General features: G+C 65.6%; 22 protein-coding genes. 7 read left to right on the top strand and 15 right to left on the bottom strand.

The window, feature by feature from the left end:
- Positions 1 to 151: 151 nt before the first annotated feature.
- The 4 genes from GGR39_RS02535 to xseA all read right to left on the bottom strand — a co-directional run bounded on the left by GGR39_RS02535 (position 152) and on the right by xseA (position 3,882).
- Positions 152 to 1,150 carry an esterase-like activity of phytase family protein gene (locus GGR39_RS02535; protein WP_183615726.1) on the bottom strand — a complete coding sequence of 333 codons (999 nt, stop codon included), beginning with the start codon at positions 1,148 to 1,150 and terminating at the stop codon, positions 152 to 154.
- A gap of 87 nt (positions 1,151 to 1,237) precedes the next feature.
- Positions 1,238 to 2,155, bottom strand: coding sequence for a M23 family metallopeptidase (locus GGR39_RS02530; protein WP_183615725.1), 918 nt, complete (start codon positions 2,153 to 2,155; stop codon positions 1,238 to 1,240).
- Positions 2,152 to 2,355, bottom strand: a complete 204-nt coding sequence (locus GGR39_RS02525; RefSeq protein WP_058735564.1) for a DUF2093 domain-containing protein — start codon at positions 2,353 to 2,355, stop codon at positions 2,152 to 2,154. Before GGR39_RS02525 ends, GGR39_RS02530 begins: the two co-directional genes overlap by 4 nt.
- Positions 2,356 to 2,382: 27 nt before the next feature.
- Positions 2,383 to 3,882, bottom strand: coding sequence for an exodeoxyribonuclease VII large subunit (gene xseA, locus GGR39_RS02520; RefSeq protein ID WP_183615724.1), 1,500 nt, complete (start codon positions 3,880 to 3,882; stop codon positions 2,383 to 2,385).
- Here xseA and purD point away from each other — a divergent pair.
- Together purD and GGR39_RS02510 are read left to right on the top strand one after the other, a co-directional pair.
- Positions 3,881 to 5,161: a phosphoribosylamine--glycine ligase gene (purD, locus tag GGR39_RS02515; protein ID WP_183615723.1), complete on the top strand. Its 1,281-nt coding sequence runs from the start codon at positions 3,881 to 3,883 to the stop codon at positions 5,159 to 5,161. The two genes, xseA and purD, sit on opposite strands and share 2 nt — an antisense overlap.
- A gap of 5 nt (positions 5,162 to 5,166) precedes the next feature.
- Positions 5,167 to 5,718, top strand: a complete 552-nt coding sequence (locus GGR39_RS02510; protein WP_183615722.1) for a hypothetical protein — start codon at positions 5,167 to 5,169, stop codon at positions 5,716 to 5,718.
- A 58-nt stretch (positions 5,719 to 5,776) separates the two neighbouring features.
- Here the strand turns inward: GGR39_RS02510 and GGR39_RS02505 are convergent, their stop codons facing one another.
- The 10 genes from GGR39_RS02505 to GGR39_RS02460 all read right to left on the bottom strand — a co-directional run bounded on the left by GGR39_RS02505 (position 5,777) and on the right by GGR39_RS02460 (position 16,250).
- Positions 5,777 to 7,306, bottom strand: coding sequence for a peptide chain release factor 3 (locus GGR39_RS02505; protein WP_183615721.1), 1,530 nt, complete (start codon positions 7,304 to 7,306; stop codon positions 5,777 to 5,779).
- 82 nt (positions 7,307 to 7,388) lie between these two features.
- Complete coding sequence (locus GGR39_RS02500; RefSeq protein WP_183615720.1) at positions 7,389 to 8,132, bottom strand: SDR family NAD(P)-dependent oxidoreductase; 744 nt, start codon at positions 8,130 to 8,132, stop codon at positions 7,389 to 7,391.
- 82 nt (positions 8,133 to 8,214) lie between these two features.
- Positions 8,215 to 9,099 carry an aldose 1-epimerase family protein gene (locus tag GGR39_RS02495; RefSeq protein WP_183615719.1) on the bottom strand — a complete coding sequence of 295 codons (885 nt, stop codon included), beginning with the start codon at positions 9,097 to 9,099 and terminating at the stop codon, positions 8,215 to 8,217.
- Positions 9,100 to 9,103: 4 nt separating this feature from the next.
- Positions 9,104 to 11,512, bottom strand: a complete 2,409-nt coding sequence (pheT, locus tag GGR39_RS02490; RefSeq protein WP_183615718.1) for a phenylalanine--tRNA ligase subunit beta — start codon at positions 11,510 to 11,512, stop codon at positions 9,104 to 9,106.
- 7 nt (positions 11,513 to 11,519) lie between these two features.
- On the bottom strand, positions 11,520 to 12,626 hold the full coding sequence (pheS, locus tag GGR39_RS02485) for a phenylalanine--tRNA ligase subunit alpha (RefSeq protein ID WP_183615717.1): 1,107 nt from the start codon (positions 12,624 to 12,626) through the stop codon (positions 11,520 to 11,522).
- Between the two features lie 130 nt (positions 12,627 to 12,756).
- Positions 12,757 to 13,116: a 50S ribosomal protein L20 gene (rplT, locus tag GGR39_RS02480; RefSeq protein ID WP_058735572.1), complete on the bottom strand. Its 360-nt coding sequence runs from the start codon at positions 13,114 to 13,116 to the stop codon at positions 12,757 to 12,759.
- Between the two features lie 17 nt (positions 13,117 to 13,133).
- Positions 13,134 to 13,337 (bottom strand): 50S ribosomal protein L35, encoded by a 204-nt coding sequence (gene rpmI, locus GGR39_RS02475; RefSeq protein WP_058735573.1) that lies wholly within the window; start codon positions 13,335 to 13,337, stop codon positions 13,134 to 13,136.
- A 451-nt stretch (positions 13,338 to 13,788) separates the two neighbouring features.
- The gene (gene ctrA / locus GGR39_RS02470; protein ID WP_058735574.1) at positions 13,789 to 14,484 is read right to left on the bottom strand and encodes a response regulator transcription factor CtrA; all 696 of its coding nucleotides are present in this window, start codon (positions 14,482 to 14,484) and stop codon (positions 13,789 to 13,791) included.
- 171 nt (positions 14,485 to 14,655) lie between these two features.
- The gene (locus GGR39_RS02465) at positions 14,656 to 16,026 is read right to left on the bottom strand and encodes a DUF5935 domain-containing protein (protein WP_183615716.1); all 1,371 of its coding nucleotides are present in this window, start codon (positions 16,024 to 16,026) and stop codon (positions 14,656 to 14,658) included.
- Positions 16,023 to 16,250: a hypothetical protein gene (locus GGR39_RS02460; RefSeq protein WP_221225898.1), complete on the bottom strand. Its 228-nt coding sequence runs from the start codon at positions 16,248 to 16,250 to the stop codon at positions 16,023 to 16,025. The genes GGR39_RS02465 and GGR39_RS02460 overlap by 4 nt, the downstream gene beginning before the upstream one ends.
- On the opposite strand from GGR39_RS02460, the gene GGR39_RS02455 reads away from it, so the two are divergent.
- From GGR39_RS02455 to GGR39_RS02440, 4 genes are all read left to right on the top strand, one after another.
- A complete protein-coding gene (locus tag GGR39_RS02455) occupies positions 16,249 to 17,493 on the top strand; it encodes a TIGR04063 family PEP-CTERM/XrtA system glycosyltransferase (protein ID WP_183615714.1) in 1,245 nt (414 codons plus the stop codon). The genes GGR39_RS02460 and GGR39_RS02455 overlap by 2 nt on opposite strands.
- A 54-nt stretch (positions 17,494 to 17,547) precedes the next feature.
- Entirely contained in the window at positions 17,548 to 18,933 is a 1,386-nt protein-coding gene (locus tag GGR39_RS02450) for a hypothetical protein (RefSeq protein WP_183615713.1), read from the top strand.
- Positions 18,934 to 19,206: 273 nt separating this feature from the next.
- Positions 19,207 to 23,844, top strand: a complete 4,638-nt coding sequence (gltB, locus tag GGR39_RS02445; protein ID WP_183615712.1) for a glutamate synthase large subunit — start codon at positions 19,207 to 19,209, stop codon at positions 23,842 to 23,844.
- 110 nt (positions 23,845 to 23,954) lie between these two features.
- Entirely contained in the window at positions 23,955 to 25,388 is a 1,434-nt protein-coding gene (locus GGR39_RS02440) for a glutamate synthase subunit beta (protein ID WP_183615711.1), read from the top strand.
- 103 nt (positions 25,389 to 25,491) lie between these two features.
- Here the strand turns inward: GGR39_RS02440 and GGR39_RS02435 are convergent, their stop codons facing one another.
- Complete coding sequence (locus GGR39_RS02435; RefSeq protein WP_183615710.1) at positions 25,492 to 26,199, bottom strand: uracil-DNA glycosylase; 708 nt, start codon at positions 26,197 to 26,199, stop codon at positions 25,492 to 25,494.
- A 52-nt stretch (positions 26,200 to 26,251) separates the two neighbouring features.
- On the opposite strand from GGR39_RS02435, the gene GGR39_RS02430 reads away from it, so the two are divergent.
- A complete protein-coding gene (locus GGR39_RS02430; RefSeq protein WP_058735725.1) occupies positions 26,252 to 26,875 on the top strand; it encodes a ribonuclease D in 624 nt (207 codons plus the stop codon).
- The last annotated feature ends 6 nt before the right edge of the window (positions 26,876 to 26,881 follow it).

The following is a 26,881-nucleotide window of genomic DNA, read 5'->3' as shown; positions in this document are numbered from 1 at the left end:
AGGCGTGCGGAGCGATCCGCGCGCCTTTTTGCGTTTATCCGACTGAATTAGGATGCGACACTCTCCGTTCGTGTCGAGCGAAGTCGAGACACGCTGATCTCGCGCAACTCTAGCTCGACTTCGATCGAAACGAACCGAAAGGGGTTAGGCCTCAGCCCGGCAAGTCCTTCGGATCGACGACCAGCTTCCACAACAGGGTGCGTTGCAGCCGCGTCTGGTTGTCGTCAGAGATCAGCCAGACGATCAGCGTGCCGTTTTTCTGCGGCACGACGGCCAGGCCTTCGAAATTGTCGACCGGCAGTGTCGAGGCCAACCGCGCCACTTCCGTGACGCGCCATGTGGCACCTTCGCGGATGTGCCGGGGATCGCCGATGGCAAGGCGGCCGGCGAAGCGCTCGGGCAGAGGCCAGATCAGCGTGCGCATCAGCACCAGGACACGCCCGTCGGGCAACTGGCTCATGTCCACGGGATCGAACGCGGTGGGGCCCTGGAAGGTGAAGCGCTGCCCGGCCTCGGGGCGGCGCACCGGGTCGCCGGGGAACACCACGCCATCATGCCGGCTGGGCCAGAACCAGTTGCGCGCCCCTTCGGAGAGCGCCACGAAGCGGCCATCTGCCAGGCGCAGCATGGCCTCCGGTCCGGAATTCAGGCCCCAATGCGCCATGCTGGAGGGCGCGGCGCGGCCGGTCTCTCGCCAGTTCGGACCCAGGCGGACGAAGGCGTTGCGGTATTCCAGCCCCAGCCAGATCTGCCCCGTGCGCGGGTCTCGGGTTGCCGATTCGCTATCGACGCCGCGCTTGTCGTTGCGCGGATCCTTCAGCAGATCGCCGTGCTTGGGCGTGTAGCGCTGGTCACCGCCGGGCGGCATGAAAGTGAGGAAGCGGCCGAAATCCGAGATCGCCAGCAACCGCCCGTCGGGCAACGCGAGCAAGGCCGAATACCCGCCGAAGCGATAGTCCCCCAGTTTCATCTCCCACGCCCCCGCCAGGCGGAAGGGGCCGAGGTGAGCTTGCAACTTGTCGGGCGGGGGCAATTTCAGGGCGGTGAAATGCAGCGTATCGTTGGGCACGACCAGAACGCGCTCGGAGCGGGCCCACGTCGTCAAAGCCACGCCAAGCAGCAGGATCAGTAGAGCGATGGTGCGCCGCACAAAGGGTCTGATAAGGCCGTCGCCACCGGGTGCAAGCCCGTCCGCAGCCGTGGCGGAGGGATAAACCCTATCGAGGTAGCAAATCGCCTACCTCGCCGGCCCGGTCAGCAGAATCGGATCGATGCGCGCGTCGTTCCATTTGAGCGACCAATGCAGGTGCGGACCCGTCGCGCGACCCGTGGCGCCGATGCGACCGATCACCTGCCCCTGCTTCACATGCTCCCCCTGGCGCACCAGAATCTGAGAGCAATGCAGGAAGGCGCTGTTCAGCCCCATGCCATGGTCGATCATCAGCAAATTGCCCTCCAGCGTGAAGGGCTTGGTCGCGGCTAGGATCACCACGCCGTCCGCCGGGGCGACAAAGGCCGTACCCGCGCCGCCCGCCAGATCTAGGCCGGAATGATAGGCGGCCGGTTCACCGCGATAGATCCTCTGAGAGCCGAACTGCCCGGAAATGCGCGCCCGGACCGGCAGGATGAAGTCCTGCCGCCAGCCCATGGCATCGGTCTGGCGAGCGCGAGCGGCGTCGATCTGGGCGAGTTCGGGCTTGCGCAAAGCCAGGTAGGCCTCGGTCGGGCCCGCCTCACGCCGGGCGACGTTGATACGCTCAATCCGCCAGGCGCGCGGGGCGATCGCCAGCTTGCGCACCACCTGCTCGCCAGAGCGCAGCCCGGCGGTCAACGTGGCGGTCGGGGCGGCATCGCGATCGAAGGCGACGAAGAACGTTCCGTCCGCCGCGAACGGCACCGGCTTGCCATCCAGCGACAGGCTGTAAGTTCCGGCGGGCACCGTGCCCTTGGCCCAGCCGCCCTGCGTCAGCTCACCGGCAAAGGCGAAGGTGGAAGGACGGCCCGGCACGAAAGTCGGCCCGCCGTCTCCGGGCAAAGTGGCCGGCTCGGCGCCGCCAGGGCTGTTTGGCGATGGCGCGACGGGCGGACCGCTGCTGCAGGCGGCCAGCATCATCACGGTCAGGGCCGCAGCAGCACGCAAGCGCAAGGCGTTCATCCCTGCCCGAGCATCCGGCGTGTCGCGATTTCGGGCGAAGCGTAGGCCTCCTGCCGTTCCACGCTCCAATAGCGCAACACGTCCAGCGGGATCTTCTCGGCGGTGACCGCGCACAGGACATGATTGCCCGGGCTCAGCACGCGAAAACCGTTGGGACCATAACGCAGGGTGGCGGGGCGATCGGCGGCAGACATCAGCATGGACAAGCGACTAGCAGAAGCCCTTCCTCAGAACAAATCGCCTTGCTGCTGCTGCGCCTCCTTTGACCGCACGGTGCGGCGGGAAGGCGGGGCCGGCGATGACGGTCGCGGTGGATCGATCGGCGCGTCGCCCGGCGTGACGGTAAGCGCACCGTCGCGGAACTTGAGGACGAGCGAGGTCTCGCGCTCGGCCAAGGCCTTGCTGGTGAGGGTTTGGCCGGAGACATCCGTGACGCGCGCAAAACCGCGCTGCAGCGGCTTGTCGGGGTCGAGTTGCGGCAACACCCGCGCCACCGGGGCGAAATGGCGTGCCGCTGCCTCGAATCGGCGCTGCAGCAGCAGGGGCGTCAGGCCCGTGCGGACCAACCGCTCCTCCGCCCGCTCCACCCGGTGGCGCAGCAGCGGGAGCGACAGGCGCGCGCCCTGGGCCTCCAACCGCGCCCCGGCCTGGCCTGCTCGCTCGCGCAGCGCGCGACGCAGTCGCTCGCCGGCCTCGTCCAACCGCTGCGCCTTGGCAGCCAGCAGCGCCTCGGGCTTGGGCAGATGACGCACTCGCGCCTCCAGCCGCTCGCGGCCAAGGCTGACGGGACGCAAAGCGCAGTGCCGCTTGCGCGAGGCGAGGTCCGCCAGCGTCGCCGCCAGTTCGGCGCGCACCGGCACCGCCATCTCGGCCGCAGCGGTGGGCGTGGGTGCGCGGCGGTCGGCGGCGTGATCGCACAAGGTGGTGTCCGTCTCGTGCCCCACCGCCGAGATGATAGGGATCGTGCATTCCGCCACTGCGCGCACGACGATCTCTTCGTTGAAAGACCACAAATCCTCGATCGAGCCGCCCCCGCGCGCCACGATCACAAGGTCTGGACGCGGCACCGCGCCGACTGCGGGCATGGCGGAGAAACCGCGCACTGCCGCCGCCACTTGCTCCGCCGCGCCCTGCCCTTGCACCAGCACCGGCCAGACCAGCACGCGGCTGGGAAAACGATCCGCCAGCCGATGCAGGATATCGCGAATCACCGCGCCGGTGGGCGATGTCACCACGCCGATGGTCCGAGGCAGGAACGGCAGCGGCTTCTTGCGCTCGACCGAGAACAGTCCTTCGGCGGCAAGCCGCGCGCGCAGTTTCTCCAGCAACGCCAGCAACGCGCCCTCGCCTGCGATCTCCATCGATTCGACGACGATCTGGTACTTGGAGCGACCGGGGTACGTCGTCAGCTTGCCGGTGGCGATCACCTCCACCCCGTCCTCGGGCCGGAAGGCGAGCCGCTGGGCACCGCCTTTCCACATCACCCCGTCGATCACCGCCTTGTCATCCTTGAGGCAGCAGTAGAGGTGGCCCGACGCCGCGCGCTTCACGCCCGAAAGCTCGCCGCGCAGGCGCACGAAACCGAAGCGATCCTCCACCGTCCGCTTCAACCGTGCGGAAAGTTCGCTGATCGACAGTGGCTCGGCGTTGTCCCCCGGCGTGGCCTTGGCTAGGAGCGGCGCTTTCCGGTCGATCGCATCGTCCTCGTCATCGAAAGGCAGCGCCATGAACATCCTTCTGCTAGGCTCGGGGGGCCGTGAACATGCGCTGGCCTGGAAGCTGGCGCAATCCCCGCTGTGTGGCGCGCTCCATGCCGCGCCGGGCAATCCGGGCATAGCCGAACACGCCGATTGCGTCGCCCTCGACGTGACCGATCACGCCGCCGTCATCGCCTTTTGCGAGGCGCAGGCAATCGGGCTTGTCGTGATCGGCCCCGAGGCGCCGCTGGTGGATGGCCTGGCCGATTCGCTGCGCGGGGCGGGGCTGTCCGTGTTCGGGCCCAGCCGGGGGGCGGCACGTCTTGAGGGCTCCAAGGGCTTCACCAAGGATCTGTGCGAGCGGGCCGGCATCCCCACCGCCGCCTATGTGCGCGTCACCAACCAGGCGGACGGCCTTTCGGCACTGGACGGCTTCGGCGCGCCCGTGGTGATCAAGGCCGATGGCCTGGCGGCAGGAAAAGGCGTCACCGTCGCCATGACGATGGCCGAAGCACAAGAGGCGGTGCGGGAGATCTTCTCCGGTCGCTTTGGCGAGGCCGGCGCGGAAGCGGTGATCGAAGAGTTCCTTGAGGGTGAGGAAGCCAGCTTCTTCGCGCTGACCGATGGCAGCACCATCGTCCCGTTCGGCTCCGCGCAGGACCACAAGCGCTTGGGCGAAGGGGACACCGGCCCCAATACGGGCGGCATGGGCGCCTACAGCCCCGCCCCGGTTCTCACGCCGGCGTTGCAGGGCGAGGCGATGGCCCGCATCCTCACGCCCACGGTCAGGGCGATGGCGAACGAGGGTTCGGCCTATTCCGGCGTGCTCTACGCCGGGCTGATGCTGACGCGTGAGGGCCCCAAGCTGATCGAATACAACTGCCGCTTCGGCGATCCCGAATGCCAGGTGCTGATGATGCGGCTGGAAAGCGATCTGGTCGAACTGCTGCTAGCCTGCGCGCAGAATCGGCTGGGCGCGATCCAGCCGCCGCGCTTCGCCAAGGACGTGGCCCTGACCGTGGTGATGGCCGCCAACGGTTATCCCGAGACACCCGAGAAAGGGGGCCGGATCGACGGTATTCCCGCCGCGCAGGCCAACGGCGCCAAAGTGTTCCACGCGGGCACCACGCTGGGCATCGATGGCGTGCTGACGGCCAACGGCGGGCGCGTGCTGAACGTCACCGGCACCGGCCGAACCGTGGCCGAGGCGCAGGCGCGGGCTTACGAGGCGGTCGACGCGATCGACTTTCCTTCAGGCTTCTGCCGCCGCGACATCGGCTGGCGCGAAGTGGCGCGCGAGCAGGATTGAGCGGCATGGCGACCCGCGCCGATACCGTCCTGAAGCTGAGCCTGGCGGCCGGAGCGCTGCTGGCCGGGGCGGGCGTGGGCTATTACTTCGGCATCTTCCTGCCGGCGCAGGCGATCCACGAAACCGTCAGCAGCAGCGCCGACCGACAGGAACGCGCGGTCGACCGGTCGCTCCAGATCGAGCAGGCGCGCCGTGCCGAATTGCAGGCACGAGAAGCGGCCCGGCAGCGCTACCAGACCTGTGTCGCCACCGCCGCAACGACATACCAGGCCCGCTGGACCGCCGCCTGCCGCGCACAACATGCGCGCCAGATCGCCGCCTTCGAAGATTGCGCCGACAACCTTTTCAGCACCCGCGCCGGTTGCGAGCGCAATTACCCGGTCGAGCCGGAGCGGGGCTGCGCCTTGCCGCTGTCCATCAGCAATCGCCTGGTGTCGGACCGGGATGCGGCGCGATCCCAATGCCTTGGTGAGATGCAAGGGGGTGAGATGCAGGGGGGTGCACCGGCGGAACCGCAGCCGTGGGAGACTTCGCCCGCGCTGGATGCACCAGCCTAACCCCGTTCGTGTCGAGCGAAGTCGAAACACGAACGGGAGGGCGTTGAGGTAGTGAGCCCTATCGCTCCTTGGTCGCGCTGAATGCCAGGTCGGGATTGCGCTCCTGCTGATAGCTTACGTCCCAGGCCGAGCGGGCCATGAACACCGGATCGCCATCGCGATCGCGCGCGAGGTTCATCTTGTTGAAATCCGAGAAGTTCTTGAGCGCGGCATCCGTGCCTTTCAGCCAGCGAGCGGTATCGAACGGCGCAGGCTCCAGCATCGCCTCCACCTTGTATTCCGCTTCCAGGCGCGAGATCAGCACCTCCAGCTGCAGCTGCCCCACCACGCCCACGATCCACTGCGAGCCGATTTCCGGGTAGAACACCTGGATCACGCCCTCTTCCGACAAGTCGTCCAGCGCCTTGCGCAGCTGCTTGGTCTTGGTCGGGTCCTTCAGCTGAACGCGCCGCAGGATTTCCGGCGCGAAGTTGGGCAAGCCGGTGAAGCGCACGTCGTTACGCTCGGACAGGGTATCACCCACCCGCAAGGTGCCGTGGTTGGGAATGCCGATGATATCGCCCGGTTCGGCGCTGTCGGCGATTTCACGATCCTGCGCGAAAAACAGGATGGGCGAGTGGACCGCGATCGGCTTGCCAAGGCCGGATGGCGTCAGCTTCATGCCGCGCTTGAACGTGCCTGAGACCAGCCGCATGAAGGCGATCCGGTCACGGTGCATCGGGTCCATGTTGGCCTGCACCTTGAAGATGAAGCCCGTCACCTCGTCCTTTTCGGGAAGGATCGTGCCCTGTTCGCTGGGCTGCGGACGCGGCGGCGGGGCATAGCGGGCAATCGCATCGATCAGCTCGGCAACGCCGAAGTTCTTGAGCGCGGAGCCGAAATAGACCGGCGTCAGGTCACCGCCGCGATAGGCTTCAACATCGAATTCAGGATAGCCGCCGCGCGCCAGCTCCATCTCGTCGGCGACGTCCTCAGGCAGCGTGACGTTTTCGTCCACATGGCCCAGGAATTCCTTGCTGGGGCCTTCGGGACGGCTGACGCGGCCGGTTTCGATATCGTAGATGCCCTGGAACACGCCGCCCATGCCCACCGGCCAGGACATCGGGCAGACGTCCAGCGCCAGCATGTCGGCCACTTCGTCCATCAGGTCGAAGCAGGCGCGGCCCTCTCGGTCCACCTTGTTGATGAAGGTGATGATCGGCACCGAGCGCAGGCGGCACACCTCGAACAGCTTGCGCGTCTGTGGCTCAATGCCCTTGGCCGCATCGATCACCATGATCGCGGAATCGACCGCGGTCAGCGTGCGATAGGTGTCTTCCGAGAAGTCCTCGTGGCCCGGGGTATCGAGCAGGTTGAAGGTGATGCCCTCCCGCTCGAACGTCATGACAGAGCTGGTCACGGAGATGCCGCGCTGCTGCTCGATCTTCATCCAGTCCGACCGGGCCCGCCGCGCCGCGCCCCGCGCCTTGACCTGTCCGGCCAAGTGGATAGCGCCGCCTTGCAGCAGCAGCTTCTCGGTTAGCGTGGTCTTGCCCGCGTCCGGGTGGGAAATGATGGCGAAAGTGCGCCGCGATGCATGGGAACTCATGGCTTGCGCCTTTAGGGGCGCTTGAAGGCCGCTGCAACCGGAGCGGCTTGTCTCCGCGCGCCTCCGGTCGTGAGAATGGGCCTTAGCCTTCCCGCGCCACGTGGAATCCGGCGAAAGACTGGCTGACCGGCATCAATTCCAGCGAATTGATATTGAGATGGGGCGGAAGGCTGGCGACCCACAGCACGGTTTGCGCGATATCCTCCCCCGTCATGGGATGGGCGCCGCCATACATCTTGTCCGAGGCTTCCTGGCTGCCGGTCCGCACAAGCGTGAACTCCGTCTCGACCATGCCCGGCTCGATCGAGCAGACGCGAACGCCGGTGCCCGCCAGGTCGGAGCGCAGGCCCAGCGCGAACTGGCGGACGAACGCCTTGGTGCCGCCATAGACGTTGCCGCCCGCATAGGGATACGTCGCGGCGACGGATGAGATCATGATCACCGCGCCCTTGCGCTCGATCAGGCCGGGCAACAGCTTGTGCGTCAACGAAGCCAGCGCGGTGACATTGGTGTCGATCATCGTGCGCCAGGCATTGAGATCGGCCTCCTGCGCCTTCTGGGTGCCGAGCGCCAGTCCGGCATTGTTCACCAGGCAGTCGATCGCGCGGAACTCCTGCGGCAGAGCGGCCAGCGCGGCGTCGCGGGCCTCTTCATCGCGAACGTCATAGGCGCAAGGATGGAAGGCATCGCCCAGCACGCCCTTCAGCGCCTCAAGCCGCTCCACCCGGCGCCCGGTGCCGATCACCCGCCAGCCTGCCCCGGCAAAGGCGCGCGCGCAGGCCTCGCCAATGCCCGAAGTGGCACCGGTGACAAGGACGGTCTTCATGGCTGGCTCCTGCGATTATACGTGCTGGCACACGCCATACCCGTTCGCATCGAGCGAAGTCGAGATACGAGCGGAGGCCTGTTCATGGGGCGGGGTCGACCTGCACGTCCATGCGAAAGCGCTTTGCCTCGCTTGGCTCCAGCGAGACCACACCGGGTTTGTCCCGGAAATCGCCCGCGAAGCCGACCGGATCGGCGATGCCCTGCCACGGTTCGATGCACAGATACGCCGCGCCGGGCTTCTGCCAAATCCCCAGCATCGGCGTGTCCGGAAAGCGGACGGTCAGCCAAGCCCCACCCGGCGCGCCATAGCGAACCGCGCGACTGGCGATGTGATCCCAGATCAGCGCATCGGCCTCGAACAAAGCCGCATCGGGAACAAGCGTATCACCGGTGACCGGCGTGTCGAACGTCTCGGGCAGCAGCAGGCCGCTGGGCGGATCGATGCGGCGGATGGGCTGGGGCTCGGCGTGTTCGAAAACCACGCGATGGTCCGCCTTCGCCGCGCCGCCGGGAAGCGGCCAGGCAAAAGCCGGGTGATAGCCAAAGCTGAACGGCATCGCCGCATCGCCTGCGTTCGTCACCTCGGCCATGACCTGCAATGTCGAGGCGTCCAGCCGAAACGTGATGTCCAGGTTGAAGCGAAATGGATAGACCTCGCGCGTTTCCGCCGTGTCGATCAGGCGGAAGCGGGCAAAGTTTGTGCCGCTGTCCACCAAGTCGAACACAGACTGGCGGGCGAACCCATGCTTGGACAGCGCATACGTCTCACCGTCCAGCCGGTAGCGCCCTTCGCGCAGCATGCCGATGACCGGGAACAGGATCGGCGCGTGACCGGTCCAAAAGGCCGGATCGGCGTCGGTCATGTATTCGCGCCCCGCCGCATCGGTCAGCGACCAAAGCTCCGCGCCAAGCGGGTTTATGCGGGCGGTCAGCTCGCCCGAAGTGATCGTGACGAGCTGCACCATGGCCCTATCCCCGCAATGTCGCGCCGAGCTTGGCGGCGGCGGCGGTCACCTTGTCGGCGATGGCTTTCAGATCGGCCTCGCCATAGCTTTTGTCGCCGGGTTGCAGCGTCACTTCCACCGCCAGCGACTTCTGCCCCTCCGGCACACCCGCCCCGCGGAAATCGTCGAACAGGCGCGCGGCCACGATGTTGGCCTTGTCCGCCCCCTGCACCACGCGCACCAGATCACCGGCAGGCAGGGTGGCAGGCACCAGGAACGCGAAGTCCCGCGACACGGCCTGCAATGCGGGCGGCGCATAGGCTACGCGGGCGAAGCCGCTCGCCGCCTTGCGCGCAGGGATCGCATCCAGGAACACCTCGGCCAACGCCACCGGCCCGTCGATGTCGAACAGCTTGGCGGTGGCCGGATGAAGCATGCCGAAGCGCGCCAGCACCGTCTTGGGCCCAAGCCGTAGCGTGCCCGACTGGCCGGGGTGGAACTGCGGCCCGGCATCGCCCATCACCTGCAGCTTGTCGGTCGGGGCGCCAGCGTCAGCCAACAGGGCCATGGCTTCGGCCTTGGCATCAAAGGCATCGAAAGGAACGGCTTTGCCACTGGACCAGCCACGCGGCGCTTTTTCGCCAGCCAGAACTAGACCCAGCGTCAGCCGCTCGTCGCTCGCCCCAGCATCGCCGCGCAGATAGCGGCGGCCCAGCTCGAACAGACGCAGGCTGCCCGCCCCGCGATCGAGGTTGCGGCGGGCGGCGGAAAGCAGGCCCGGCAAGAGCGAGGGGCGCATGGCCTTCATGTCCTCGCTGATCGGATTGGCCAGCGTCCACACCGGGCCATCGGCAAAGTGCGCGGCCTCGGGCGTGGGCAGGAACGACCAGGTGACAGCCTCTTGCAGGCCCCGCGCGGCGGCGGCACGGCGGACGCGGCGTTCCAGCCTTTGGGCGGAAGTCGCGGTGGGCCGCGCCACGCCATCCTCGCGCGGCAGCGGTACGCTCTTCACCTCGTCCAGACCATGGATGCGCACCACTTCTTCGACCAGATCGGGCGCGCCGTCGATATCGGGACGCCAGCCGGGCACGGTGACGATCCACGCCTTATCGAACCCGGCCTCTTCGGCAACGACGCCGAAGCCCAAGCTTTCCAGGATCGCCTGCTGGCGCTGGGGCGAAACGGTGACGCCGCCCAGTTTCTCGGTCAGCGCCGGGTCGAAGTGGACCGTCTTGGGCGTGGTAGGCGCAGCGCCGGCGCGCACCACTTCCGATGGCTCGCCGCCGCAAAGCTCCAGGATCAGCGCGGTCAGCAGTTCCAGCCCCTTGTCCAGGAAACCGGGGTCGATGCCGCGTTCGAAGCGGCCGCGCGCATCTGATGTCAGGTTCAGCTTGCGCCCGGTGCGGGCGATCCGCGCCGGATCGAAATAGGCGATCTCCAACAGGACGTCGGTGGTCGTATCCTCGCAGCCGGAATGCTCGCCACCCATGATCCCGGCGATGTCGTGCACACCCGCCTGATCGGCGATCACGGTCATCTCGGAATCGAGGGCGTACGTCTTGCCGTTCAACGCCGTCACCTGCTCACCATCCACCGCACGGCGGGCGACGACAGCGCCGGTCAGCTTCGCCAGATCATAGGCATGCGCAGGGCGGCCGTAGCTGAGCATGATGTAGTTGGTGGCGTCCACCAGCGCCGATATCGGGCGCTGACCGGCGGATTGCAGCAGATCCTGCAGCCACTGCGGCGAGGGGCCGTTGCGCACGCCCCTGATGACGCGGCCGTAGAATGCGGGGCAGCCTTGCGGATCGTCGGTGCGGATTTCCACCGGGCAGGCGAAAGGCGTTTCAAGGTGCGCTTCGGCCACCGGCTTCAGCTCACCCAGTTTCTTGGCGGCCAGATCGCGGGCGATGCCATAGACGCCCATGCAATCGGGCCGATTGGGCGTGATCGCCACTTCGATCACGGGGTCGACACCGCGATAGTCCGCGAACGGCGTGCCGATCGGCGCGTCGGCGGGTAGTTCGATGATGCCGTCGTGATCCTCGCCCAGCTCCAGCTCTCGCGTGGAGCACATCATGCCGTTCGATTCGACGCCACGGATCGCGGACTTCTTCAGCTGCATGCCATTGGCCGGCACCACCGCGCCCGGCAGGCCCAGCACGCCGACGAGACCCGCGCGCGCGTTGGGCGCACCGCAGACGACCTGCAGCGGCTCCCCCTGTCCGGTATCGACCGTCAAAACCTGCAATTTGTCCGCATCCGGATGGCGAGCGGCGGTCAGCACTTTGGCCACGCGAAAGCCCGATAGCTTGGCGGCGGGGTCTTCCACGCCTTCCACTTCGAGGCCGATGGCATTCAGTGCATCGCAGATGGCGTCCACCGAGGCGTCGGTGTCGAGATAGCGGCGCAGCCAGGAGAGCGAGAACTTCATGGGAACCTCAAGCAGCCGTGCCGACGCCGCCCGACAAGGTCGGTACGTCGAGCGCGGAGAAGCCATAATGCGAAAGCCAGCGGACATCGCCGTCGAAGAAGGCGCGCAGATCGTCCATGCCGTATTTCAGCATGGCGAGCCGGTCGACACCGGTGCCGAAAGCAAAGCCCTGCCACTCGTCGGGGTCGAGCCCGCCCGCTGCGATCACCTTGCGGTTGACCATGCCGGAGCCCAGCACCTCCATCCAACCTTCGGACCCGCCGACCACGCGCTTTCCGTTTACAATCGTGTAGCCCACGTCGACTTCGACCGAAGGTTCGGTGAAGGGAAAGTAGCTGGGTCGCAGGCGCAGGACGATGTCCTCGCGTTCGAAAAAGGCCTTGAGAAAGGTTTCCAGCGTCCACTTCAGATGGCCAAGGTGAATGCCCTTGTCGATGACGAGGCCTTCGATCTGGTGGAACATCGGCGTGTGCGTTGCGTCGCTGTCCGACCGATAGACCCGCCCCGGCGCGATCACGCGCAGCGGCGCGCCCCCCGGACTTTCTCGAACAACGTCGATCATGGCGCGGATCTGCACCGGCGATGTGTGCGTGCGCAGCAGCATCTCGCGGTTCTCGGCATCGCGATCCGGGAAGTAGAACGTGTCATGCATCGCCCGCGCGGGGTGGCTCTCGGGCATGTTGAGCGCGGTGAAATTGTGCCAGTCGTCCTCGATCTCGGGCCCGGTGGCGACGGCGAAGCCCATGTCGGCGAAGATTTCCGCCAGCTCGTCCATCACTTGCGAGATCGGATGGATCGAACCGCGCGGGCTTTCCGGGGCCGGGAGCGTGAGGTCGATCGTCTGAGCGGCAAGCTGCTCTTCCAGCGCCGCGTTCTCCAGCGCGGCCTTGCGTCCGGCCAAAGCCTCGGTCACGCTTTCGCGCAGGGCGTGGATCTTGGGCCCTTCCACCTTGCGTTCATCCGGGCTCATCGCGCCCAGGGTCTTGAGCAGGGCGGAAATGCTGCCCTGCTTGCCAAGAAGGGACACACGCAAGCCCTCTAGCGTATCGAGGTCGGTCGCGGCGGCGATGCGCGAGAGCGCTTCCTGGCCGTTTGCTGCGTGATCCACTGTCATCTGCCTTCGTTTTATCGCGAGCCGCGCTCTTAGACGGCTGCGGCCGAATCGCAAATGGGGAGGACAAACAGAAAAGGCGCGGGCAGTTCACACCACCCGCGCCCCTGTCTGTTTCGCTGAACCAGCGCGCTTACGCGGGGAGCGCGGCCTTGGCCTGTGCGATCACCGCGCTGAACACGCCGCCTTCGTTCATGGCGAGATCCGCCATGGTCTTGCGGTCGAGTTCGATGCCGGCGAGCTTCACGCCGTGGATGAACTGCGAGTAGGTCAGGCCTTCGTTGCGGACGGCAGCGTTGATGCGCTGGATCCACAGAGCGCGGAAGGTCCGCTTCTTAACCTTGCGGTCGCGATACGCGTACTGGCCGGCCTTTTCGACGGCCTGGCGCGCGATGCGGATGGTGTTCTTGCGGCGGCCCCGATAGCCCTTGGCCTGATCGAGAATCCGCTTGTGCTTGGCGCGGGTGGTGACACCCCGTTTGATACGGCTCATGTTCTATGCGCTCCTAATCAGCCCAGCCCGTAGGGCGCCCACTTCTTGATCGTCTTCGCATCGGCGTCGGAGATGACGTCGGTGCCGCGATTCTGGCGGATGTACTTGGCGTTGTGGCTGATAAGGCGGTGGCGCTTGCCGACGACGCCGTGCTTCACCTTGCCGGTGGCGGTGAGGCGGAAGCGCTTCTTCACGCCGCTCTTGGTCTTCAGTTTGGGCATTTTCGTCTCCTTCGTCGGGGACACGTACGACCGGCCCTGGCAGCCCTTTTCGCCAGGCCGGCGCGCGAATCTCCATCACGGAGGTTCGATCGTGCCGATTGAAGTGCGCGCGCCTAGCGATGTACTGGGCGGAAAGCAAGGATTTGGTTCAGGCGAAGGCGCTAAGACGCGGAGAAAAGAAGAAAGAGAAAAGGAATTTCGCGCGCAGAGGCGCGGAGGCGCAGAGATGTTCTGATTGGCCGTCAGGCCCATCGCTACTCAGGCCTTCGGCTAAACGCACCGTCGAAGGAGAAGGCGGCTTCGCCGCAAGCGCAGCCTCTCTGCGCCTCCGCGCCTCTGCGCGCCAATTCTTACTTCTTCGCCGAACCGCCGCCCGCGCTAAAACAGAAGCGGCCCGCCCCCCAGGTGGGACGAGCCGCCTCGTGTTGCCCCCGCAACGAAACGGATAGGATCAGGCCGCCACGTCCTGCTCGTCCGGATCGCGCAGAACGTAGCCGCGGCCCCAGACGGTTTCGATGTAGTTCGCGCCACCGCAAGCGTGGGCGAGCTTCTTGCGCAGCTTGCAGATGAAAACGTCGATGATCTTCAGCTCAGGCTCGTCCATGCCGCCGTAGAGGTGGTTCAGGAACATTTCCTTGGTCAGCGTGGTGCCCTTGCGGAGCGAAAGCAGCTCCAGCATGGCGTACTCCTTGCCGGTCAAGTGAACACGGGCGCTATCCACTTCGACGGTCTTGGCATCGAGGTTGACGATCAGCTTGCCGGTCTTGATCACCGACTGCGAGTGGCCCTTCGAACGGCGCACCACGGCGTGGATGCGGGCGATCAGTTCTTCGCGGTGAAACGGCTTGGTGACGTAATCGTCCGCTCCGAAACCGAACGAACGCACCTTGCTATCCATCTCGGAAATGCCCGACAGGATCAGAACCGGGGTCTGCACCTTGGCGACCCGCAGTTTCTTCAGCACATCGTAACCATGCATGTCAGGCAGATTCAGGTCGAGCAGGATGATGTCGTAATCATACAGCTTACCCAGATCGAGGCCCTCTTCGCCCAGGTCCGTAGAATATACATTGAAGCCCTCGGCCGACAGCATGAGCTCGATAGCTCGGGCGGTTGTCGGCTCGTCCTCGATCAACAGCACACGCATTCGATTATCCTTTGGTTGCCCCGGACGGTGCGACCCACCAGCTAAGTGCGTGAGTGCTGCCGTGAATTAACCATAGGACGTATGAAGATTAAAGGTTAATTGCATGTAAACGGCCAACCGGGGTAACGGCGTGGTTTGTTGATTTTTTTGAAAAACTGAACGCCGCCCCGCTCAGGCGGTGACAGCAGCCACGCCGGGGCGCATCGGCGGACGCTGCATGATGCGGCCGGCCAGCTTGGGCTCCACTCGCCCCAGATAGCTCCACAACCCGCATTGCACGCCGATCAGCATTAGGATGAAGGGCTGGAAGGCGATGCCCACGAACAGAGATCCGAACAAGTAGATCACTTGCGCCAGCTGGAGTGAAACCGCCAGCGGGGCTTGCCATTGTTCATCCGGTCCAGTGCGTTTCTTCCAGCGACGGCGCAGGATCTCCATCTGGATCAGACCGGAGATCTGCAGCGTCAGCCAGATCAGCAGCCCCGGGATGCCCTGCTCGCCCAGCATCTCGAAATAGCTGGAGTGGAACGCGCGGCTGCCATCCTCCTGCGTCTGGGTGACGAGTATCGTGGTATTGCCGCTGGTCTGCGCCTGCACCGTCTCGAAGCGCAGCGAGTTGCCGAGATACGCTTCGAAGCCGCCACCGAAGGGATGATCGCCGACATAGCCCAGCGTCCACTTCCACACCGCCAGGCGCGTGCTTGCGGACTTGTCTGACTGGTTGTTTTCGATCGTGCCCATCCGCGCGGTGTAAGAAGCCGGCAGGAACGGCACCGCCAGTGCGACAGACCCTGCCATCAACGCCATGATCAGGAATCGGTGCTTGGCCGTGCGCAAATAGAGCACCGCCAGAATGCCCAGGCAGACCAGCCCGGTACGCGCCTGGGTGCCGATCGGGATCAGGGCGCAGGAAAAGATCAGCGCGACCGCGAAGGTCCAGACCCGCCAGTCGGACGGGAAGACCGTGCCATGCCGGGCCAGCCAAAGGATCAGCGGGATGATCGCGATGGCAACGCAGCTGATGATGGAGCCTTCGTAAAGCCCGGTGTTGTTATCCACGAAGAAGCGCAGCGCGCCATAGCCGCCGCCGCCGCCCAGCGTCTTGATCGCACCGTCGATGATGATCGCGCTGGCCGCCAGCACCATCACCAGGATCACCGCCTCGATCCTAAGGCGGGTGCGCAGGGTCAGCGGCAGGAAGATCGCGAAGATTAGCGCCTTCCACACCCAAGACCATTTAGCCGCCGCTTCCACCGGAAAGTCGGCGGTGATCGTCGAATAGGCGCAATACAGCAGCAGCAGGACGATCAGGAACTGGCGGAAGGTAAAACGTGAATCGCTCTTGTCATCCAGCAGCAACCAGCCGGCGAACGAGGCGGTGAAGAAGATCAGCGATGTCGGCAGGTGGGACAGAATGCCCCATGAGATCACCTGCGGCGCAAGGATATCGACATAGAGATATGCCAGCACCCACAGGAACGGGCGCTTCAACCCCAATGCCAGATAGAGGCACAGAAAGGCGGTGAGGCAAAGATCGATCACGGGCGCGGGTCCGTATCGTCGACTGGCCTGGCCTTGCGAAACCCTCCGAAGGGCTTCTTCGCCTCACCCTCACGGTCGAGATCATCGCGCAGGAACAGCCGTATGCCGGCCAGCACCAGCAGCCCATGCGCTACGGACAAGGCGAACATATCGACCATGTCCGCTGCGATAGCCGGACGGGGTTGACGGCGCGTTAAGCGTTCCTGTGGCAAAGGTTGGCGCATGATAAGAGTGCTCCACGTCCTCGACCATTCGCTGCCGATGCACAGCGGCTATACCTTCCGCACGCGCGCCATCCTGAAGGCGCAGCAGCGTCTGGGGATCGAGGTGCGCGGCATCACCGGTCTGCGCCACACCCAGCCCAGCGCCGTGGCGGAGGAAGCGGACGGCCTGCTGTTTCACCGCACGCTCGGGCAGGCCACCGGCCCTGCCGGCTTGCGCGAATGGCGGGAGGTGGGCCTGTTCGCCGACGCGATCGAGCGGATCGTGGAGGATTGGCGGCCCGACATCATCCACGCCCACTCCCCCGCGCTTTGCGGGCAGGCGGCGCTGCGCGTGGCGCGGCGGCAGGACATTCCGCTGGTCTATGAAATTCGCGCGTTTTGGGAGGACGCCGCCGTGGGCAACCTGGCCACGCGCGAAGGCTCGTTGCGCTATCGCCTGACGCGGCGGCTGGAGAACTCCGTCGTCCGCCATGCCGATGCCATCGTCACCATTTGCGAGGGCCTGCGCGGCGACCTGATCGCCCGTGGCGTTGCGCCCAAGCGGATCTCGGTGGTGCCCAACGGCGTCGATCTGTCGCTGTTCGGCGAGCCGCCCGCGCCTGACATGGCGCTCGCCCGCGAATTGGACCTCGTGGACGAAACCGGCGCGCTGCGACCGGTGGTGGGCTTTATCGGCAGCTTCTACGATTACGAAGGCCTCGACGTCCTGATCGAGGCGATGGCCACGCTCGTTCGCTCTCACCCCGAGGCACGCCTGCTGCTGGTCGGCGGCGGCCCGTGCGAACAGGCCTTGCGCGCCCAAGCCACCGCGTCCCCGGCGGCACAGGCGATCCGTTTCGTCGGCCGTGTGCCGCATGATCAGGTGGACCGCTACTACGCGCTCACCGATATCCTGGCCTATCCGCGCAAGCACAGCCGCCTGACCGATCTGGTAACGCCGCTCAAGCCCCTCGAATCCATGGCGCAGGGCAAGATCGTCTGCGCCTCGAACGTCGGTGGTCACCGCGAACTGGTCGAAGATGGAGTGACCGGACGCCTGTTCGCGCCGGACGATCCGCAGGCCTGCGCCGGGGCGCTCGCCTCGCTGCTGACCCATCGCCAGCGCTGGCCCGCGTTCCGGGCCGCAGGGCATCGCCACGTCGAGATCAGCCACGACTGGGCGCGCAATGCGGAGCGTTATGAAGTTGTTTACCAAACGCTCCTAGGCCTGAATGCCAGAACCCGCCTGGGAGCAGCCGCCTGATAGACGATTCGGGCAAGAAGCGGGGTCGCGCAGAAACAGGAATGGGGTAAGACCGTGACCGAGACAAAGCGCAGGAAACCGGCCGCAACGCCGCCGTTGACCAGCCATCCGCTATTCCCGGTCACCGTGCTTCTCTGGTTCGGCGCGCTGTTCGGCCTGTCCAGCATCGCGATTCGCTCTTCGCTGATCGAACATATCGTGCTCGTCGCCGGAATCGATCGGGTGATCCCCATGGCCGCACCGCCGCTGGGCAATACCATGCGCGTCCTGCTGGCTCTGTTGATGACGGGCATCGGTTGCATGGTCGGCGGCGTCGTTGCCCGTGTGCTGACACGGTCTGCCCCCAAGCCTGCCGCCACGCGCCGTCGCCAAGCCGGCGCTACACCCGAAGCCGAATCGCCTGTCACCAAGTTCGGCAAGTCGGAGCCTGAAGCCGACACCGATGCACTGGCGGATGAGGAGGAACTCCCCCTGCCCACTGTGCGCCGCCGCCAGCTCCTGCCCGCTCCGGCTGAGCCGATCGCAGCAACGGAAGACGCGCCGCTGCCGGGCACTTCGCCGATCCTGAAAGTGGCCGATCTTGAGATCGCCAGCTTCGACGCCGCGTTGGAAGAGGAAGAGTGGCAGCCGCTGCGCAAGCGCTCCGCCAAGCCCTTGGCGGAAGTTGAGCTGTCAGCCACTCCGGAACCATCGCGTCTGCACTTTGGCCGCGCCGCAACGATCGAGCCGCATGACGAGGATACCGCGCCGATCCCCAAGCCGGGCTTCGAACTGTTGCCCCGGATCGAAGATGAACCGCTCACCGCCGAGGCCACGCCCGCAGCAGTCGCATCGGAGGTAGAGCGTCAGCCCGAGGTCGCCGCGATCGAGCCTGAGCCGGAGGTTGCACCTGAGCCCGAGATCGAACAATCAACCGTATCGGCGGCGCCCCCGCGCGCTACTTCGCGACCGATTCCCGCCAGTGCCGCAGAGCGCCTCGCCAATGCCCCGCTGGACGATCTCTCCCACATCGAACTGCTGGAGCGCCTGGCGTTGACGATCGCGCGTCGCCGCGAAGCCGCTGCGGCTTTGTTGGCTGCCGCAGCCGCCAAGGCGTCGATCTTAACGGAAGGAGATGCGCCATTCGGGCTGCGCGCCGTGCGTTCGCAGCCAAACCATGGCGACGAGGCAGTGCCCGGCGCCGTCGCACCGCGCTTCATCGGCGCCCCTGTCGCTCCGGATGATATGGCAGAGGGCGAAGATATCCTGGCTTCGGGATATACCTCCCTGCGCGGCCTGACCCGCTCCACCCCGCTGCCAACGCCACCCCAAGGCGAAGCGGCGACATCGAATGTGCGGGCTTTCGACGCGCCGGCATCTCGCAATCGCGAAACGGATCGGACCGAGCAAGCCTTGCGCGATGCCTTGGCGACGTTGCAACGGATGAGCGGAGCGGCCTGAAACGCGATCCTGCTGGCCTGTCAGCTTCCACTATCCCTCTCGGCTCACGTAAGAAAATCACGCGGTTCGCCGCTTTCCCGATAGCGATCGTGCCCGGAAGGCGGGCTTCGCAGTTGCAAATATTGCCCGTAATCGTCATGGGAGACATTCGGGCCAACCTGCCGCGCGTCGCACCACCGCGATTCGCGATCTTCGTCAACGACCGGAAAGGTCGTGGCGGAAAAGATCATCAGGCAGGGATGACCCGGCAAATGACAGGACGGGTATTTATCGATGGGATTTCCGAAGCCCCAGGGCCTCTACGACGCGCGTAATGAGCATGATGCATGTGGTGTGGGCTTCGTCGCCCATATTAAAGGCACCAAATCGCACGCCATCGTATCGCAGGCGCTGGAGATTCTGAAAAACCTGGACCACCGCGGCGCGGTGGGCGCCGATCCGTTGCTGGGCGATGGCGCGGGCATCCTGATCCAGACGCCGGACGCGTTGTTCCGCAAGTGGGCGGACGGCGAAGGCCTGACCCTGCCGCAACCGGGCGACTATGCCGTCGCCATGTGCTTCATGCCGCAGGACCAGGCCAGCCGCGATCTGATCACGCAGATCTTCGAAAAGTTCATCAAGAAGGAAGGCCAGAGCCTGATCGGCTGGCGTGACGTTCCCGTCACGCTCGACGGGCTGGGCAAGGCCGTGATCGAATCGATGCCGGTGATCCGCCAGTGCTTCGTCGCGCGCGGCTCCAACTGTGCGGACCAGGACGCGTTCGAGCGCAAGCTGCTCGCTATCCGCAAGCAGACGCAGAACCCGCTGGCGCAAATGGCCGAAAAGCACGGGCTTCCTGGCTTGACCGAGCTGTATATGCCCAGCTTCTCCACCCGCACGATCGTGTACAAGGGGCTTTTGCTGGCGACGCAGGTAGGCTCGTTCTACGACGATCTGCGCAACCCAGATTGCGTTTCCGCACTCGGCCTGGTCCACCAGCGGTTCAGCACGAACACCTTCCCCAGCTGGAAGCTTGCGCACCCTTATCGCTTCATGGCGCACAATGGTGAGATCAACACCGTGCGCGGCAACGTGAACTGGATGAACGCGCGCCGCCGCACGCTGGAATCGGACCTGCTGGGCGCCGATCTCGACAAGATGTGGCCGCTGATCCCGCATGGCCAGTCGGACACCGCCTGCCTCGACAACGCGTTCGAGCTGTTGCTCGCGGGCGGCTACAGCCTGTCCCATGCGATGATGATGCTCATCCCCGAGGCGTGGGCCGGCAACGCGCTGATGACGCCTGAACGCCGCGCGTTCTACGAGTATCATGCCGCGCTGATGGAGCCGTGGGACGGCCCCGCCGCCGTCGCCTTCACCGATGGCCGCCAGATCGGCGCCACGCTGGACCGCAACGGCCTGCGCCCCGCGCGCTTCCTCGTTACTGACGACGATCTGTGCGTCATGGCGTCCGAGAGCGGCGTGCTGCCGATCAAGGAAGACAACATCGTTCGCAAGTGGCGTCTCCAACCGGGACGCATGCTGCTGATCGACTTCGAGCAGGGCCGCATCATCGAGGATGAGGAACTGAAGAACCAACTCGCGTCCGAAGAGCCGTACCAGAAGTGGCTCGATCAGGCCCAGTACAAACTGGAAGACCTGGACGTGATCGAATCCGAGCTGACCGAGCTGCCGGAGCCTACGGGTACTTTGCTCGATCGCCAACAGGCGTTCGGCTATACCCAGGAAGACATCAGCCGCTTCCTGGAGCCTATGGCCGTCAACGCCGACGATCCGATCGGCTCGATGGGTACCGACACCCCGATCGCGGTGCTCAGCCGAAAGTCGCGCCTGGTCTACGACTATTTCAAGCAGAACTTCGCCCAGGTCACCAACCCGCCGATCGACCCGATCCGCGAGGAATTGGTGATGAGCCTGGTGTCGATGATCGGCCCGCGTCCCAACCTGCTCGGCCACGTCGCCGGCACGCACAAGCGCCTGGAAGTCAGCCAGCCGATCCTGACCGACGAGGATCTGGCCAAGATCCGTTCGGTGGAATCCGCGCTGGACGGCGCGTTCCGCACGCAGACGATCGACATCACCTGGGATGCGAAGTCCGGGGCCGAGGGCCTCGAACTGGCGATCAAGGAGATGTGCTGGACCGCGACCGAAGCGGTGCTGGCGGACAAGAACATCCTGATCCTGTCCGACCGAGCGCAGGGGCCGGATCGCATCGCCATGCCCGCCTTGCTGGCGACGGCGGCGGTGCATCACCACCTCGTCCGCCAGGGCCTGCGCATGCAGACCGGCCTTGTCGTCGAAACCGGTGAAGCGCGCGAAGTGCATCACTTCTGCGTGCTGGCGGGTTACGGCGCCGAAGCGATCAACCCCTACCTCGCGTTCGAAACGATCGAGGCGATGCGGGTGCGCAAGGAGCTGCCGATCGAAGCCAGGCAGGCGCAGAAGAACTACGTCTACGCCATCGGCAAGGGCATCCGTAAGGTGATGTCAAAGATGGGTATCTCCACCTATCAGTCCTATTGCGGCGCGCAGATCTTCGACGCGGTGGGCCTGTCGACCAAGTTCATCGACAAGTACTTCACCGGCACCGCCACCACCATCGAGGGCGCCGGCCTGACCGAGATCGCCGAAGAGACCGTGGCGCGCCACGCCGCCGCCTATGGCGACAATCCGGTCTATCGCAACATGCTGGACGTGGGCGGCATCTATGGCGTGCGAGTGCGCGGCGAGGAGCATGCCTGGACGTCCGAGAATATCGGCAACCTGCAGCATGCGGTGCGCGGCAACGTACCTGAAAAGTACGCGGCCTTCGCCGCCTCGATCAACGACCAGTCGGAGCGGATGCTGACCATTCGCGGTCTGATGGACTTCGTGCCGGGTACGCCCATCCCGATCGAAGAGGTCGAACCGGCGTCCGAGATCGTCAAGCGCTTCGCCACCGGCGCGATGAGCTTCGGCTCGATCAGCCGCGAGGCACACACCACGCTGGCGATGGCGATGAACCGCATCGGCGGCAAGTCGAACACTGGCGAGGGCGGCGAGGAAGTCGATCGCTTCACCCCGCTGGCCAATGGTGACTCGATGCGCTCGGCGATCAAGCAGGTCGCATCGGGACGCTTTGGCGTCACCACCGAATATCTCGTCAATGCCGACGACATCCAGATTAAGATGGCCCAGGGCGCCAAGCCCGGCGAAGGCGGCCAGCTGCCGGGTGACAAGGTCGACAAGACCATCGGCCGGGTGCGCCACTCGACGCCGGGCGTGGGCCTCATCAGCCCGCCGCCGCACCACGACATCTACTCGATCGAGGATATCGCCCAGCTCATTCACGATCTCAAGAACGTGAATCCGGGCGCGCGCGTCTCGGTCAAGCTGGTGTCCGAAGTGGGCGTGGGCACGGTCGCGGCGGGCGTTTCCAAGGCGCGCGCGGATCACATCACCATCGCCGGCTACGAAGGCGGCACCGGCGCTTCGCCGCTGACCTCGCTGACGCACGCGGGTTCGCCGTGGGAAATCGGCCTGGCCGAAACCCAGCAGACGCTGCTGCTCAACAATCTGCGCAGCCGCGTGGCGGTTCAGGCCGACGGCGGCCTGCGCACCGGACGCGACGTGGCCATCGCCGCGCTGCTCGGCGCGGACGAGTTCGGCTTCGCCACTGCCCCGCTGATCGCGGCGGGCTGCATCATGATGCGCAAGTGCCACCTCAACACCTGCCCGGTCGGCGTCGCCACGCAGGACCCGGTGCTGCGCGCGCGCTTCACCGGCCAGCCCGAGCATGTGGTGAACTACTTCTTCTTCGTCGCCGAAGAACTGCGCGCGATCATGGCGGAACTGGGTTTCCGCACGATCGCGGAGATGACCGGCCGGGTCGATCGGCTCGACACGCGCAAGGTGATTTCGAACTGGAAGGCCAAGGGCGTCGACTTGTCGAAGATCCTCTACAACCCCGGCAAGGGCGACAGCCCGACGCTGAACTGGTCCGAAACGCAGGACCACGGGCTGGAGAACGCTCTCGACAACGATCTGATCGCGGCGGCCGGCGATGCCTTGGAGAAGCGCCAGCCGGTGCGGATCGAGCGCAAGGTGATCAACGTCAACCGCACCGTGGGCGCAATGCTCTCGGGCGAAGTCGCCCGGCGTTTCGGCCATGCCGGACTGCCCGACAACACGATCAACGTGAAGCTCACCGGCGTTGCCGGCCAGAGCTTCGCCGCCTGGCTCGCGCATGGCGTCACCCTCGATCTGACGGGCGATGCCAACGACTATGTCGGCAAGGGCCTTTCGGGCGGCCGCGTGATCGTGCGCCAGCCCGGCCACGTGAACCGCGAGCCGACGCAGAACATCATCGTCGGCAACACCGTGCTCTACGGCGCGATCGCGGGCGAGGCATTCTTCAACGGCGTCGGCGGTGAACGCTTCGCGGTGCGCAACTCAGGCGCGGTCGCGGTGGTAGAAGGCTGCGGCGATCACGGCTGCGAGTACATGACCGGCGGTGTTGTGGCGGTGCTGGGCAAGACCGGCCGCAACTTCGCCGCGGGCATGTCGGGCGGCGTGGCCTACGTCTACGACGAGGACGGCGTGTTCGATCAACTGGCCAACACCGCGATGGTCGATCTCCAGCCGATCTCACCGGAGCGTGACGAGGAAGATGGCGCGGGCCGCCCGCAGCAGCGCACCAACGGCGTCAACGATGCCGGCATGGGCGATCCGCTGCGCCACGACGCGGAGCGGCTGCGCGTACTGCTGGAGCGCCACCACTTGCACACCGGATCGAAGCGCGCACGCGCCTTGCTCGACGACTGGAGCAATACGCTGGGCAAGTTCGTGAAGGTCATGCCGCGCGATTACGCAAAGGCGCTGAAGTCTCTCGAGGCTGAGCGGCTCGAAGCAGCGTCCGTGGCTGCCGAGTAACGGGCGAAGTAAGCAATCGGGGACTCCGGTTGGCCGGAGTTCCCCTTTTCTGGCATATGTGAGGAAGCGGGAGCGTCGTCGGGATCGACGCTCACGGGGAGTATCTCAAGATGGGTAAGGAAACCGGGTTCCTCGAACTCGACCGTCACGATCGCGGCTACGAAGCGCCCGAAGCGCGGCTGAAGAACTATAAAGAGTTCGTCGTCCCGCTGCCCGAGGCCGATCTGAAGGCTCAGGCATCACGTTGCATGAACTGCGGCGTTCCCCATTGCCATACCGGCTGTCCGGTCAACAACATTATCCCCGACTGGAACCACCTGGTCTACGAGAACGACTGGCGCAACGCGCTCGACGTGTTGCACTCTACCAACAATTTCCCGGAATTCACCGGCCGCATCTGCCCCGCGCCATGCGAGGCCGCCTGCACGCTGAACATCATCGACCAGCCGGTGACGATCAAGTCGATCGAGTGCGCCATCGTCGACAAGGGGTGGCAGAACGGCTGGATCGCGCCGCAAATCCCGGCCAAGCGCACCGGCAAGACCGTGGCCGTGGTCGGATCCGGCCCGGCGGGCCTCGCCGCAGCCCAGCAGCTGGCCCGTGCCGGCCACACCGTCACCGTGTTCGAGAAGAACGACCGGATCGGCGGGTTGATGCGCTACGGCATCCCGGACTTCAAGATGGAGAAGCACCTCATCAATCGGCGCGCCATGCAGATGGAAGCCGAAGGGGTGACGTTCCGCACCGGGACCGAAGTGGGCGTGACCATCTCGGTCAATTCGCTGAAGGAAAACTTCGACGCGATCGTGTTCGCGGGTGGCGCGGAACACCCCCGCAAGCTCGACATCCCGGGTGCAGAACTGCCGGGCGTGCGCCTGGCGATGGAGTTCCTGACCCAGCAGAACAAGCGCAACGCCGGTGACGACGAACTGCGCGCCGCACCACGCGGTTCGCTGACCGCGACCGGCAAGCACGTCATCGTCATCGGCGGCGGCGATACCGGCTCGGACTGCGTCGGCACCTCAAACCGTCAGGGCGCGGCCTCCGTCACCCAGATCGAGATCATGCCCAAGCCACCCGAGATGGAAGACAAGGCGCTTAGCTGGCCGTTCTGGCCGCTGCGGCTGCGCACGTCGTCCAGCCACCAGGAAGGTTGCGAGCGCGATTGGGCGGTCCTGACCAAGCGTGTCGTCGGCGGCAACGACGTTTCCGGCCTCGAATGCGTGCGCGTCGAATGGAAAGACGGCAAGATGGTGGAGATCGAAGGCAGCGAGTTCACGCTGCAGGCCGATCTCATCCTGCTGGCGATGGGCTTTGTCGGCCCGCGCAAGGCCGGCATGCTGGACCAGGCCGCCGTCGAGCTGGACGCGCGGGGCAACGTCAAGGCGAACATGCTCGCCTACAAGACCTCGGAAGACAAGATCTGGGCCTGCGGCGACATGCGTCGTGGCCAGAGCTTGGTGGTCTGGGCGATCCGCGAAGGTCGTCAGTGCGCCCGCGCCGTGGATGAAGCGCTGATGGGCAAATCCGAACTGCCCCGATAACTACCGCTCAACCGCGGGGCACGGCGAACGATGGTCTCCCTCCCGCTAGCGGGAGGGGCCAGGGGACGGCCTGTTCCTCCTCACCGCAGCCTGACGGGCGCTTTCACCCCGTCCAGTTGATCTCCCCCCGCCCATGCTCGCGCAGAAAAGCATTGGCACGGGTGAAATGGCGACACCCGAAGAACCCGGAATGCGCCGATAGCGGACTGGGATGCGGCGCGGTCAGCATCAGATGACGTCCATCCGCCAGCCCCGGCACATGCTCGGCCTTGCGGCGGGCGTGATTGCCCCACAGCATAAACACGCAGGGCTCTGTCTTGGCGGCGACGGCGGCGATCACCGCGTCAGTGATCGCTTCCCACCCCCGCTTGGCATGCGAACCCGCGCGCGCCTCCTCCACGGTCAGTGAGGTATTCAGCAGCAGCACGCCTTGCCGCGCCCAACGCTCCAGATTGCCGCTTGTCGGCCGCGCCACGCCGAAGTCGCTGGCGATCTCCTTGTAAATGTTGACCAGCGACGGCGGCACTTTCACGCCGTCCGGCACCGAGAACGCCAGGCCATGCGCCTGACCTTCGCCGTGATACGGGTCCTGCCCCAGGATCACCACTTTCACCGCGTCCAGCGGCGTCAGCTGCAACGCCAAAGGCCGGCTGCCACGGGGCGGATAGATTCGCTTGCCCGCCGCTTCCTCCGCTTTCAGGAAGCTTTCGAGCCGGCGCGCCTCGGGCGTTGCCAATACTGGCTCCAGCGCCTCGCGCCAGCTTGCGGGCACTGCATCCGACCCCAGTTGCGCGGATTCACTCTCGATCATGCCTTAGCGCCCATTGCGAAGTTCGGGTGCAATGCCTAAGCATCTTGGGCTTATGGCTGTCCACTTTCATGAAGAAGATCTCCCCGAAGGCGTGCTTGCGCCGGGCGCGGTTGCTGTCGACACCGAAACGATGGGGCTGATTACCCCACGGGATCGGCTGTGCGTTGTCCAGATCTCGGACGGACGGGGCGACGAGCATCTCGTGCGCTTCAAGGTCGGCAGCGATTATGCCGCGCCGAACCTGCGCGCCGTGCTGGCCGATCCCGCGCGGCTGAAGCTGTACCATTTCGCCCGTTTCGACCTTGCCGCGATCGAACATTACCTGGGGGTCACCGCCGCGCCGGTGTTCTGCACCAAGATCGCCAGCAAGCTGACCCGCACCTATACCGATCGCCACGGCCTGAAGGACATCGTGCGCGAGCTGCTGGGTAAGGAAATCTCCAAGCAGCAGCAGTCCAGCGATTGGGGCGCGGCTGAACTCAGCGATCCGCAGCGCGAATATGCCGCGTCCGACGTGCGCTATCTGCACGCCATGCACGATATCTTCGTGACCCGGCTGGCACGCGAGGGCCGGGCGCAATTGGCTCAGGCCTGCTTTGACTTCCTGCCGCACCGCGCTCGTCTGGATTTGGCCGGCTGGCCCGATCACGATATCTTCAGCCACGAAGCCGCCTGACGCGCC

It is taken from the genome of Novosphingobium fluoreni (assembly GCF_014196615.1).
In the GTDB taxonomy this organism is placed as follows: Bacteria; Pseudomonadota; Alphaproteobacteria; order Sphingomonadales; family Sphingomonadaceae; genus Novosphingobium; species Novosphingobium fluoreni.
The sequence above is the reverse complement of the archived record's forward strand: the minus strand, read 5'-3'. Positions and strand labels throughout refer to the sequence as shown.